Here is a 13,211-nt window from a genome sequence, read left to right on the forward strand (position 1 = left end):
GGAGTTCCCCTAAGTTGAACACCTTCCCCTAACGGTTTATTCCCCATTGTAGGGAACTTCTCGCCACCCGCACAGGTAGCTAAGTTAGGGGTAGTTTCGCCAATCTACAGAGGATAGGGAAGCGGGGGGAGCTGGGGGAGCCGGAGAAGTTTCAGCCGTCAAGAAAGTCCTAACCGTTAAGCTGTCACGCATTTAAATTGGGAATGGGTAGCGAGCAAGATGCTCGCATTACAACAATTTTTCAGTTTTTGACATTAAGGTTTAAATGCCGAACAGCTTATAACTTAGGACAAATTATTCCTCTCTAGATATAGACACTCAATTTAGCTTCCCAGTCACTAATTTCTCATCTACACGGACTGACCAATTCAGCGTAAGCCTTGGCAGGTAAATGCCGCCCAGAATCGCGGTTGTGAGAAGGGATATTCATCTGGAGATTTTTTTATGGCTTGAATTTGCTTCGTTATTCTATAGTATTTCTGTCTTGCCTCTTTCCGCTTTACTTCTGCTTGTTGGCAAAATTCTTTGATATCCTCTCGATTTAGCAGTTCGTCTTTCTGGAGTTCTCTTAATTTAATTTGAGCGTGTCGCAGCGCTTCAGGACGATTTTTTCCCTGTTGTCGCTGTTGATAGTAAAAAATGGAGAATAAAGCTGTAGCTAAATCAGCCACTGACCAAAGGGTGCTAACCACACTTCTCGCCCCCGCACATAAAAATCCCGTGGAAAGGGTGAGACTATCATCGGTAATTTCCGGCAACCCTAAACCTGTCTCGCAGCAGGAGAGAAAGACATCGAATAAATCAGGTAAACGCCATCCCGGTGTCATTAATTGCCCTAATGTAATATGACCATCCGCTAATTTAAGTACCGATTCCAATGGATTATCCAGGCGAAATTCGGCATGGTGACTGGAGTGAATCACTTGGACTTGATTGACCAGTTGGCGATAATTTTTAACCGTGGCTTGAGTCTTCCCTTTTAATCGTAGGTTATCGGGAATATTATGTAACCGGGCGATTTGTTCGCCTTCAAAACTGGCAAAAGGCAGGTCATCTGTGGCATCTTCAACTGTGCCATATTGGGTTGCAGGTAATATCTCTACATCCTGATCGCGGCGTTGGTGGCAAAATGTTAAGATTTGGCAACTGGGGGTATAACGGATGAGGAATTTATCTGCGAAATAGTCTCGACTTGCATCATTCTTTGAGGCGGGAGAGGAGTTCGGAATCGGTAAAGCCGCAAAGGGAATTTGATGCAGCAATAAGTGAGGAATAATAATCAGTTCGTTAATACCCTGTAAATGGTTGGTAATCAGTTCAGTCAGTTGCAGCCGTTGAGAGAGTTCGTTGAGAAATGTGTTGATATGGCTTTTCCAGTTCAACTTATCCTCAATATAAGGTTTTAACCAGTTCTGAGAAATAAAACCTTGCAGGGTATTAATTCCTTGACCGGGACAAGTGTGAAGCGTCAGTTGATTTTGTCGTAGAATGAATAACTGTAGGTCGTTAGTCGTGGTATAGAAACTCAGAATGGCAGTAGTCGGTTCGTCAATAAGTTGTTGTATCTGAGCAAAGTTAGGCGCATCAACTTTAATTTCTCCAGCCAGTACCGGATCAAGGCGTCTAAGTTGTTCCCAGACGTGCAGTTTGTCAGCTTCTAAGGATGCGATCGCGTCGTTGTCGGCTTGGAATGCAGCGCGGTTTCTGGGATGGCTTTCTATCCCCATCAGTTCTCGATTATGGCTGGACTTCTTCTGTATTCGTTCTTGGTCAATCCGCTGTTGCAAATTATCAAACTTTTGCAACAATTCCTTGACATCTGGGGCAATTTCATCACTCTGGTAAAGGTCATTACTTGCCATTAAATCGACCAAACGTTTAGCCCGCGATCGCTCGACGGTTTCCAGGGCTTTTTCCAGTTGTCCCGCATTGATACAAGCTTGCACCATATTGTGATAGATATGAAAGGCTTTTGCCGAAATCTCTTGACGGCGAGATTCAGATGTTGCCCAACTGCGACTGGTTTCTACAGCTTCAATGGCAATACCGTATCCCTCAATAGATTCTGCCCAACGCTTTGCCTTTGCCGCAATCTCACCGAATTGGCGTGCAGCTATAAAGCACTCCGCCGGAAATGCGATTGGTGTAAAAACTTCTAAAGCTAACCGACAACAAGCGATCGCTTCCTCAATTTGCCCTAGATTTGTATAGGCAATAGCCAGATTATTTTGGTTTTTAGCCCAATAGTCGGGAAAAGCATCACAGCTAAAGACTTGAGAGGCAGCTTGGTAAGCTGTCATTGCTTTCTCTAAGTTTTCTGTTTGATTGCCACGAATTCGTTCACTGTAGACAAGGCCCAAATTTTTTTGAGCCATTGCCCATTCTTTGGGAAACGTCTCTTGGCTGTAAACTTGTAAAGCAGCTTCATAAGCGGCGATCGCTCGTTCCTGATGTTCGGCATCGTATGTCCGCTTCGAGTAAACCATGCCTAGATTGTTTTGAATCGTAGCCCATTCTCTAGGAAATTCCTCTTTAGTGGCGACTTGTAAGGCAGATTTGTATGCAGCAATAGCTATTTCCAGATTTTCTGCCAGATTCCCCCGAATCCGATCACGGTAAGCATTAGCCAGATTCATTTGTGTCTGCACCCATTTCTGGGGAAACACCTCACGGGTATGAACTTGCAAGGCGGCTTGACAGTAGGCGATCGCTTTTTCCAGATTTTCCGATCGATCTCCGCGAATTCGTTCCTGATAGGTAACTGCCAACGTGTTTTGAGCATTTGCCCACTCTTTAGGAAACATCTCCTTAGTATAGATTTCCAGCGCCGCTTCGATATACTTAATGGCTACTTCCAAGTTTTCTGCTCGATTTCCCCGAATTCTATGAAGATAGGTATCTCCAAAATTATGTTGCAGCCTTGCCCATTCTGAGGGTATTGTCTCACGGGTGCAGACGTCTAAAGCTGCTTGAAAGTGTCGGATTGCCTCTTCCAAGTTATCAGCTTTTTGTCCCAAGACTCGGTTGCTGTAAGCCCCTCCTAAATTATTGTGAATCCCTGCCCAGAGTTGAGGAATTTTTTTTCGGGTATCTATTGTCAATGCTTGTTTACCAACCCAAATAGCTTTTTCTAAGTTCTCAGTTCTATTTCCACGTATCCGGTTCGTGTAAGCCCAACTCAAATTATTTAGAAGTCCTGACCAAAGTAGCTTTTCCTCGAACTTTATTGCCTGACTAAACATTTCAGACACAATTTCATAACCTTTAATGGCAATCTCTAAATTGATTGCCCTATTGCCTAGTGGGAATTGCATCAGTAATGTGCTAAATTGGATAATTTTTAACGAGATAAATCGTGCGGCTTTAGACTCACCTTTCCCTAGGGTAGTATCTGCCCACTTGCCAAACTGCTGTAAAAAATCATCATTCAGTTTATGTGAGTTAGCTTGTAGCAGTGAATATACTCTTTCTAAATCATCCGGGCTTTGTCCAATTACTCCCAATACCTCAGCCAAGAAAGAAGGAGGCTCTATTTTACGTTTTTTGTGTTTTTTATTCTTATTATTGCCAAATCCTTTTGCCATATTAATTCAATTTTCTGCCAATTGACTAAGATTTTTATTACTGGTCTGGTTCATTCGCTACTTCAGAGATTTTAGCGTAATAGATTTTACCATTGAATCGGGCGCACGCCATGCGCCCCTACAGTTTCGGGTCGTAATTCTAATTTATCAAATAAGGTTTGCCAGTTCAGCGCCATAAGCGATACAAGCAAATATGTCATCCCGTTCGATACTCGGATATCCATCAAGAATCTCCTCGACAGTCATCCCACTCGCTAAATAGTCAAGAATTAGAGAAACCCAAATGCGATGACCTCGAATACAGGGCTTACCATGGCAAATATTGGGATCGATAGAAATTCTGGATAATAGAGTTTCTGGATTCATATCAATTTTCCTGGAGGAGTCAGTAACTTTTGATTATAAAATGTAGCGTTCTAAACTAAAATATTGCACCTCTATAAAGACAATTATTTGTAGGGGCGCACGGCGTGCGCCCGTATCAACTTAAGCCATAATTCTTACCCATTCTAATTTTCTGCTACTGGAGAAGGGCGGGTTTTATGTAGGGGTTCTTTTAACTACTATCTTTTCGGTTGCACCCAGATATAACTAAACCCGCCCCGACAAAGTTTTTGCCATAAGTTATCTGTAAAACCCGCCCCTACACCTCCCGCTCTCCCTGCTCTTTACCTTAAGTTGACACCAATGACCAACCTGCGCCCTTTTCTTCCCTGCAAACAGATCCATTCACCTCAATTCCCCATAATTCTCCATTCTCTTTCTTTCAGTTCCGCTAATTTCTCCAACAAACTTTCGGCTAAATCAAATAACTTAAACTCATCTTCCTCATCCCCAGAATCGCGGGTCATCTCTGCAACCGTAACCCCACCTGCCAAAATCGCGATCGCTTCATGCAGCCTATCCGATTCATCAGCAATACTCAAACAGCCTTCCAACTGGGCAATAATTTGAGCTAATCCCTCAGTTTCCATTTGCTGCTGCACTCGTTGTGCTAAGGGATGATCACTGTCTCGCGCCCAAATTGCAGCGGGATAATCACTTGCCAAAAAAGCACCGATAAATTCGACAATTGAGGGTTCAATCAATGTCTGATCTGATGCTACGGCGACAGAACTCTCTCCTGTTATTTCATCATCGTCCCACCTGTCTAACCAATCTCCCTCGATATCCTCAATATACAAATTCACAAAATCAAGTCCATGAGTCAGCCAATCCTGCTGCATTTTCCGGGATTTTTCCAGCGCTTCCGAAAAAGCGCCTAAGTCATCATGACTGTAATTTTGTTGTTTGGTGACCATAAGTTAGATAGAAAATTCCGTTTGTGCTAAAAAAAATTCGGTCGTCAGAACCAATCTGCCCCGTTAGGGAAATTGGAGATAACGTCCCAGAGGAAGAAAGTCACTGTTATGAAGTGTTATGGTTACTAACTGCTCCAAAAAATCGGGCTTTCCTGGGTTATAACTTAGGAAAAGTCCTCTATCAATTACCCACATTTGCAGCGTATCCTGCCAATTTTCATATTTTTTTTGAGAATGGTCATTACTCACGCTCGTCACCTGAAGGCAAAGGGGCTTTCTTTGACGATAACTAACAATCAGATCTGTTGCCATTGAAAAATCGGCGATATAGCGTCGCCAAACTGTACCCCCTCGACTCTCAATTGTTTGAGCTATAGAGTTAAGAATATCATCGTCCGTTTGACTGAATTCGCTTGACATCAATTTTTGTTTCCAAATGTAAAATTTTGGATCACTGGTGTTTAGCCATTGGGGAAAAAGATAACGATACCAATATTGTTCCGTGGGCGTCATTTGCTCAAAGGCAGAGTCCTGCAACTCGGGAGAGGTTAAGGCTTTGATCGCTAGCCAAAGGTCAGCATCTCGAATCACCTCTAACAAAAATGCCATGACAAATTTTTTAGCCGTAAGCGAACCTGGCTTGATGTCTTTCACCCAGCGGTTGATCTCATCTAACCGTTTCGCTAAACAGGGTTCTATCGATGATGCCTCTTTCATTAGGGATTTGAGTTGATCCTTGATTTCTAGGGGATGCACATGATTGCTCTATTGGTCGGTAATGGGATGATGGTTGAATTTATTATATCTCACGTCGTCCCAAGTCTCTACTTGATTCGCCATTGATTAAATTAATATAAAGAAACGCTGAGTTGTGCAAAAATTGTACTTATCAGGATGGGGTGATTCAGTTAATCAACTTTGTCATTGATTTAAAGGGTGTGATGCAAGCGTTGATGGCGCTAAAGCGCAACTACGAACGAACGAGCATTTCTGTTGTTTATTCAGATTGCTGAGATTGTAGCCAATTGAGCAAGACTTGAGTGCTACTAAAATAATTTGTAATTCCTACATTGCCCAACGCGGCTTGAACTTCGGGTGTACCAAAGTCCCGTTCATTATTACTCAAAAATACTTGAGTTTCCGTCGGGTAGGATTGTGCCTGATGTAGAATACAGTGAAGAATCAGATTATCTGTATAATCTTGATCAATTAAAGAAATAGTTAAACTATCTTGGATTATGGCTGGCGTTAAAGCAATGAGTTCGGCTTTTTCAGATATCCGGTTAATCGCTTGATACAGACGCATTTTTACCTCTGCAAGTAGCTGCTCATTTTCAGTTTTAGACTCCATTAAAAGCGCCAACATCGACCTCGCATGAGATGAGGTTCTATCTCGTCGTAACTGACTAATTTGTAAATTTAGTTCATTTTCAAAACGTCGGCGGTATTTTTGCTCATTTTCTAACGCTGATAAGGATTCCATTAAACAAATACTTGGCATGACTAGCTGCACCGATGATGGCGTATTTTGCAGCAATGTAGTCGCTAATAAATCACGCCCAGTACAAATACTCATGAGAAAGTTCGTCTCTAAGTATAGTATCACCTGAAATTTCTACCTCACGTTTGGTGCTACCCTGATCTAGTCGTTCTAATAAACCAATGGCTGCTAATGCTTCTGATGCTGGCGGTGTTTCTAACTTCCAGTGGAAGGCTAAATCATCCAGCCATGCTAAAAGTAATATTTCTAAGTAACCTCCAGTTATTTGTTGATGCTGATAGTCACGCTTATAACTATCAAAGTCTCTGATATATGGTTTTACCACATCCGTTGTCTTTAGGGAACAGATCGCCTCAGACCAATTGACGCCATCCCATTGAACAATTTGAATCGTTTCGGGGTCAACTAGCATGGCGAATGGAACGACGGTTTGTGTGGCTTTTAGGTAGGAGGTAAATTGAGGGAGGGTAAGCTTAACCACACGGCTACCTCTGACATCAGCAACTAGAATAACTCGTCCCTGTTTGTCTAAGGCAATGACATCAGCAGAGATTTGATGGCGGAATATCGGATTGGCGGTTTCCATAGGGTTGATTGGTGATGGGTGATTGGTTATAGTTTAACAACAATGGGTTGACAATTTAATCCGTTGGCGGCTGTTGATTTTTCTTCACACTCAATCGGATTCGGCTGAAATAACAGTTTTAAATTGGTCGTATCTTCGGGAACTTCAAACACAAGCTGTCCCTGTCGTTGATCGCCGGGACTAATTTCACCTGTCGGTGTTTCAATATCCTCCAATGCACTGGCTAAAAGCGCCACTTCGTAGGTGTTATTGTTGCTATCGATAACGTCAAAGGAAACGACGGAAAAGGTTTGTGGTTGTTGTCCTTGATTAACAATTGTTGTATCGACGACTACCCACTGATTCCCTTTATTGGGTTGAATCACACCTTTTCCCGGATGCACCCTGGTACTATTAACAGTAAATTGGAGATTGAGATTGTTTTGGCTGATGGAAATGACTTCACCGACCGAATGGGTTGGTGCTGAAATGGGCTTGGTGGAAGGAGATTCAGCCGTTTCATCCGACGTGCGATCGCGGCTTTCAATCGTCTCAGAATTTTGTTCTGACGGAGAACATCCTAGGGCTAAACTGAGGAGAGTAATCGACGCGATCGCACTGATTCTTTTTAGGGTTTTATACATACTTAGTTTTCTTTGTCAATATGAACAAGAAAAAGAAACGTAATCAATTGACCAAAACTTGGGCAAATCAAACGAATCTAGGCAAACAGGTAGAAGGCAGGAGGTAAACGTTATATCTTCGTTATATCTTATTGTAGGGGCGGGTTTAGCCGTTTAATTGATGGGTATACCGATAACTGATCAACAAAACCCGCCCTCTTGTCGTTTCGATTTGAGACAAATGACAAATGACAAATGACAAATACCCTAACTTCCCAACATCTGCAACTTATACAACGCTGCATACAAACCATTCTGGTGCAACAGGTGTTCATGAGAACCGGATTCCACCAACTCACCCCGCTTCAGCACCAAAATTCGGTCTACGTTGCGAATGGTTGAGAGACGGTGGGCGATAATAATTGCCGTGCGTTTTTCCAATAAATGATCAAGGGCTTGTTGAATTAACGCTTCGGTGCCTACATCTAAACTCGCCGTTGCTTCATCTAACACCAAAATTTGCGGATTACGAATCGCCGCCCGGGCAAATGCCAATAACTGCTTTTGACCCCCAGAAAGATTGGTTCCCCTCTCCCGAAGTTGAGTATCATAGCCTTGCGGAAGTTGTTCGATAAATTGTGCCACATTTGTGGATTCCGCCGCTGCTTTCACTTGTTCAATCGAGTAGTCTTCGCCCAAGGTAATATTACTTTTAACATCCCCAGCAAACAAGAACCCCTCTTGCAGAATAACCGCCATCTGACGCCGTAATTCAGCTTGGGGCAAATCGCGAATATCAATCCCATCCACTAAAATACGTCCCTTTGTCGCTTCATAGAGGCGACACAATAAGCGAATAATCGAACTCTTTCCCGCACCCGTGGGACCCACTAACGCCACTTTTTCTCCAGGGCGAATGGTAAAATCTAAGTCCTTGAGAACATAGTCATCATCTTTATAGGCAAACCAGACATGTTCAAAGCGGATTTCACCTCTATGGGGTGTTATGTGTCCCTTACCATTGGTTCTCGATTGTTCTGAAACTAACGCCGCCTGGGATAACTCTGGATCACGAATTTCAATCGGTTCATGCATAATATCACTCACCCGTTCAAGTGCCGTGAATCCAGCTTGGAACATGGTAAACTTGTCAGCAAACTGCCGCAAGGGATTAAACAAACGCTGGGCGTAAAGAATAAAGGCAGATAAGACCCCAAAACTGAGATTATCTTGCAGAATTAACCAGCCTCCTAACCATAATACTGCCGCGATCGCCACCAAAGAAATCCACTCTAATGTGGCGGATACAGCGGAATCGTGAAAGATGGTTTTATCGACTTCTGCGACATAGCGCTGGTTCACCGCCCGAAACATCTCAGTATTCACTTGTTCCCGGCGAAATAGCTGCACAATATTAATCCCAGCGATATTTTCTTGCAGCATTGAGTTGAGGGTGGATAGTTCTTCCCTCGCTTTATAATTGGCTTTGCGATATTGCTGCTGGAAGTAGACAATTAACCCCATAACTGGAAATAGCATTAAGATCAAAATTATCGCCAGTTGCCATTGCAGGGAAAACATAAAAACGGCAATAACCAGCATAGAGAAAATATCATTGAGAATGCCTATGGCACCACTGGAAAAGACTAATCCTAATGCTTCCACATCGCTGGTGATCCGGGTAATCAGTTTTCCGACCGGGGTTCGGTCAAAAAATCGCACCGCTAGGGAGGTAATATGGTCAAATAAATCATTGCGAATTCCGGCGGTAATTTGCTGACCTAAGTTTTCTTCCAGGAATTTCTGGAAAACGCTACAGGATAATCGGATAATGATACTCAGTAATAACAGAGTCGCCAGAATATTAATGCCTTCGGATAAAGAACGATTATCCAGAAACCACCAGGTTTCTTCTTGACGGATCAAGGAAACCGCTTGCCCAATAATTAAGGGTTGAATCGCGCCCAGAATGGATACGGGAACGAGTAAAATAATCGCTGTGATCAGTAGGCGTTTTTTCCTAAGTGCATAAGGAATTAATCTCCGGAAAAGTCGCCAATCGGTCTCCCCACGTCGGTTAGCGCCTCTAGCGGTTGGTGATGATACTTTAGTCATAGTAAACCCTGGTTTGCAGAAGTCATACAGTCATACAGTCGTACAGTCGTACAGTCGTACATTCGCCCATTCAAATTAATGGCAAAGAAACCTTCGCGCCCCTATTTTGAGGATTGTTAACTGTTCAAGGTGTGGGTACGGGGAACGGTCTTCTAGCATACAGGTTAACCTATCTGGAATGACGAATGACGAATGACAAATGACAAAAATCACTCATGAATTCTACCATCGGGTAAAATCGCCCCTGATAAAATAGCTCCCGTTAATTTAACCAACACTCGGTCGGCTGTCCCTACCTTAGCGCCTCGCAAATCCGCCCCACTCAAATCCGCACCACTCAAATCCGCACCAATTAAATTAGTATCCCGTAAATTTGCCTGAACTAAACAGGCTTGAAATAAGTTAGCACGAAACAGATTGGCTCCCTCTAAATTCGCACCGGTGAGATTCACATTATGTAAAAATGCATCGGTCAGGTTAGCTTGACTGAGATTGGCATGACTTAGATTGCGTCCAGATAAGTCTTTTTCTTTCAGATCAACCCCCTGAAAATTACTACCACTGAGATCGGGATGCGATCGCCCAGAACGAGATCGCCTTCTGGGTGGGTAGTAATTCCTGGATGAGGAGGGGGGTTGCTTGGGTTCTCTGGGTTGATGGTAACTCCTAGATGAGGAGGGGGATTGTTTCGGTTCTCGGGGTTGATAGTAACGCCGCGATTGAGTCGGTTCTCGTCGGGGCGATTTAGCCCGGTAATAATAGGTATTAGCTGCCGATTGGCGCGGCGGTGGGGATGAGGGTTTGGGCGTTTTGGGGTTGTGCGATCGCAGTTTGTCTCGCGCTTGGTTAATTTCCTTGAGTTTGGCTTCGGCTTTCTGGCGCAAGCGCTGATTGTCCTCGGGGACGCGATCTGGATGCCAAATAAATGCCAAGTCTTTGTAGGCTTGGTTCACGTCTTCTAGAGAGGCACCGGGTTCGAGTCCCAGTATTCTGTAGTAGTGGTCTAAATGGTTAGATGACATTGCCGTATAGCACCTGTTGAGCCGTTAGCACAAGGTTGGGGGGTGGCGGGATAGTTCTAGTGTATTGGGTTATTGCCCAAATCTTCACGACCGATGAGTTTAACCTGCCAGTATTGGTTTTTAGCTTAAGTTGACCGATTCTTGCCCAGACTTATCCTGAGGTCGATTCCCTTCCGGTGGAGTAAGCTGATTGAGTAACGTATCTCTCAAGGTTTTAACCCCACATCCCTGGGAAGTGCGATCGCGTGCTAAATCGTAAACAATCAACTAATCACCAGTCTATGAATTCAGCTTGGCAACAGGTTACTCTATCAAATTTACGTTTCTATCAGTGGCGCGGCGCTAGCTATTTATATCGCGTCGTGGGATTGCTGCAAGCTTGGCGTCGGGGGAGTTGGCTGCTTCAGTGGGCGGAACCCTTGGGCGCGTTATTAGTCGCGATTGTTTTTGCTGTTGCGCCCTTTGTCTCTACTGCACTGATTGGGGTGTTGTTAATTGCTTGTGCTGGGTTTTGGCTACTGCTGACACTCTCGGATGAGAGAGAACGCCCCCAGGTGACACCGATTCATCTGTTGGTGTTACTGTATTGGTCTATTGCCACCGTTGCCACAGCCATGTCTCCGGTGAAAGTGGCAGCCCGTCAGGGGTTGGTGAAACTAACACTATACTTATTATTCTTTGCGCTAATGGCACGGGTACTCCGATCAACCCGTCTGCGTTCTTGGGTAATCGGCGTTTTCCTGCATATTTCGTTAATTGTTAGCGTTTACGGGATGCGACAGTGGTATTTTGGTGCAGAAGCGTTGGCAACGTGGACTGATCCCAATTCGGCGGCGGCGGATTTGACGCGGGTTTATAGTTATTTGGGCAATCCGAATCTATTAGCGGGTTATTTGATTCCGGCTGTGGCGTTGAGTTTAGCCGGGGTGTTTACTTGGGCGAGATGGCTTCCGAAAGCCTTGGCGGTAACCATGTTTGTGGTCAATTCTGCTTGTCTGGTTCTCACGTTTAGTCGCGGCGGCTGGATTGGTTTTGTCGCTTGTTTGTTTGTCTTCTCGGTTCTGGTCGTGTATTGGTATAGTGTTCAATTACCGGAAAAATGGCGTCCTTGGGCAATGCCGACGATGCTGGGAACTTGTGCGGCGGTGATTATCCTGGCGGTGCTATTTGTTGAACCGGTGCGAGTGCGAGTGGCGAGTATTTTTGCAGGGCGGGAAGATAGTAGTAATAATTTCCGGATCAATGTATGGGCGGCGGTGATGGATATGATTCGCGATCGCCCGATTATTGGTATTGGTCCGGGAAATGATGCTTTTAATAAGATCTATCCCCTGTACCAACGTCCTAAATATACGGCATTGAGTGCCTATTCTATCTTTTTGGAAGTGGCAGTTGAAACCGGTTTAATTGGCTTGCTTTGCTTTCTCTGGCTACTCGTGGTTACAGTGAATCGTGGCATACAACAGATCAACCGACTCCGCATCCGGCGTAATCCTCAAGGCTTTTGGTTAATCGCCGCGATCGCAACTATGGCAGGAATGTTGTCTCATGGTTTAGTGGACACGGTTTGGTATCGTCCCCAAGTGAGTACAGTATGGTGGTTGATGGTGGCAATTATTGCCAGTTATTATCTGCCGCCTCAAGCTGATACCTGATACCTCAACGGCTGTGCAAGATGGCTAGTACAAGAAGGCAGAAGTCCGAAGGCTCCAGGGTAGAAGACTATGAGGAACATAATGTAGCTGCTTTTAGGGAGCTTGTTAACTGGTTATATCATGTCCGTCCAAACAGTCATTATTCCCTTGTACCTTGCAACCTTCCTCCTTCCCTTCTACCCTCTGCCTTCTGCCTTCTGCCCTCTGCCTTGTCTCCACCGATAGTGTAAGTATTCCACCGGACACGATATCATTCCTTAACCAACATCCGTGCTTGTTGAATCCAAGCGGCGACTTGATCAACAGTCGGACTCAGATCACGCCGTTGCATCGTTGCCACTTGGAGCCGCAAAAGTTGCTGGTGTAACTTGTGAGTCGGTGTTTGAGCAAGCTGCTTGACCGAAATAATGCCCGCGTGCAGCAATAATCCGCAGTATTCGCAGCCAATACTGGGTACGCGAGCTAAATCTGCCAGTGCCACCCATTTATGTACATATTGTGCCTTGATTTGCAGTTGATTAGCGAGAACCTGTTGCGATTGGCGACTATTCGCTCGTTTCAGGAGTTGACCTATTGTGGTAATTCCCTGTTGCTGAAGTTTAGCGCAATCTGGCTCACTCAATCCCGGAAGCTGTTCGATCGCGCGATCGCGGACGGGAATACTACGACGATGGATTTTAGGTTGATTAGACATTCTGGGGATTGGGGTTAACTAACAGTCCGTAAATATCTAGACAATTAGTGACATAACTGGACATTTTCTGTGATATAATCAGGCAATGTCTAGTTTAACCCCCAACAAGCAGCTACTCGACTTTGTGTGACGGTCTTGCAGGTTGCACCGA

General features: G+C 44.4%; 12 protein-coding genes. 1 reads left to right on the top strand and 11 read right to left on the bottom strand.

Annotation, left to right across the window (positions count from 1 at the left end):
* Positions 1-368: 368 nt before the first annotated feature.
* The 10 genes from RIE73_RS28075 to RIE73_RS28120 form a co-directional block, all read right to left on the bottom strand.
* Positions 369-3,584 carry a CHAT domain-containing protein gene (locus RIE73_RS28075; RefSeq protein ID WP_446404301.1) on the bottom strand — a complete coding sequence of 1,072 codons (3,216 nt, stop codon included), beginning with the start codon at positions 3,582-3,584 and terminating at the stop codon, positions 369-371.
* Between the two features lie 147 nt (positions 3,585-3,731).
* Entirely contained in the window at positions 3,732-3,950 is a 219-nt protein-coding gene (locus RIE73_RS28080; RefSeq protein WP_446404302.1) for a DUF433 domain-containing protein, read from the bottom strand.
* Positions 3,951-4,318: 368 nt separating this feature from the next.
* Positions 4,319-4,885, bottom strand: a complete 567-nt coding sequence (locus RIE73_RS28085) for a hypothetical protein (protein ID WP_446404303.1) — start codon at positions 4,883-4,885, stop codon at positions 4,319-4,321.
* A gap of 63 nt (positions 4,886-4,948) precedes the next feature.
* Complete coding sequence (locus tag RIE73_RS28090) at positions 4,949-5,641, bottom strand: hypothetical protein (RefSeq protein ID WP_446404304.1); 693 nt, start codon at positions 5,639-5,641, stop codon at positions 4,949-4,951.
* 241 nt (positions 5,642-5,882) lie between these two features.
* The gene (locus RIE73_RS28095) at positions 5,883-6,461 is read right to left on the bottom strand and encodes a PIN domain-containing protein (protein ID WP_446404305.1); all 579 of its coding nucleotides are present in this window, start codon (positions 6,459-6,461) and stop codon (positions 5,883-5,885) included.
* Positions 6,439-6,972, bottom strand: coding sequence for a hypothetical protein (locus RIE73_RS28100; RefSeq protein ID WP_446404306.1), 534 nt, complete (start codon positions 6,970-6,972; stop codon positions 6,439-6,441). Before RIE73_RS28100 ends, RIE73_RS28095 begins: the two co-directional genes overlap by 23 nt.
* Before the next feature lie 26 nt (positions 6,973-6,998).
* Entirely contained in the window at positions 6,999-7,595 is a 597-nt protein-coding gene (locus tag RIE73_RS28105) for a DUF4352 domain-containing protein (protein ID WP_446404307.1), read from the bottom strand.
* Positions 7,596-7,841: 246 nt separating this feature from the next.
* On the bottom strand, positions 7,842-9,689 hold the full coding sequence (locus tag RIE73_RS28110) for an ABC transporter ATP-binding protein (RefSeq protein ID WP_446404308.1): 1,848 nt from the start codon (positions 9,687-9,689) through the stop codon (positions 7,842-7,844).
* Between the two features lie 209 nt (positions 9,690-9,898).
* Positions 9,899-10,711, bottom strand: a complete 813-nt coding sequence (locus tag RIE73_RS28115) for a pentapeptide repeat-containing protein (protein ID WP_446404309.1) — start codon at positions 10,709-10,711, stop codon at positions 9,899-9,901.
* 120 nt (positions 10,712-10,831) lie between these two features.
* Positions 10,832-10,978, bottom strand: coding sequence for a hypothetical protein (locus RIE73_RS28120; protein WP_446404310.1), 147 nt, complete (start codon positions 10,976-10,978; stop codon positions 10,832-10,834).
* A 14-nt stretch (positions 10,979-10,992) separates the two neighbouring features.
* Here RIE73_RS28120 and RIE73_RS28125 point away from each other — a divergent pair, with 14 nt between their 5' ends.
* The gene (locus RIE73_RS28125; protein WP_446404311.1) at positions 10,993-12,366 is read left to right on the top strand and encodes an IctB family putative bicarbonate transporter; all 1,374 of its coding nucleotides are present in this window, start codon (positions 10,993-10,995) and stop codon (positions 12,364-12,366) included.
* Between the two features lie 250 nt (positions 12,367-12,616).
* Here the strand turns inward: RIE73_RS28125 and RIE73_RS28130 are convergent, their stop codons facing one another.
* Positions 12,617-13,060, bottom strand: coding sequence for a DUF4332 domain-containing protein (locus tag RIE73_RS28130; RefSeq protein WP_446404312.1), 444 nt, complete (start codon positions 13,058-13,060; stop codon positions 12,617-12,619).
* Between the last annotated feature and the right edge of the window lie 151 nt (positions 13,061-13,211).

This window comes from Coleofasciculus sp. C1-SOL-03, from assembly GCF_040220555.1.
Lineage (GTDB): Bacteria > Cyanobacteriota > Cyanobacteriia > Cyanobacteriales > Coleofasciculaceae > Coleofasciculus.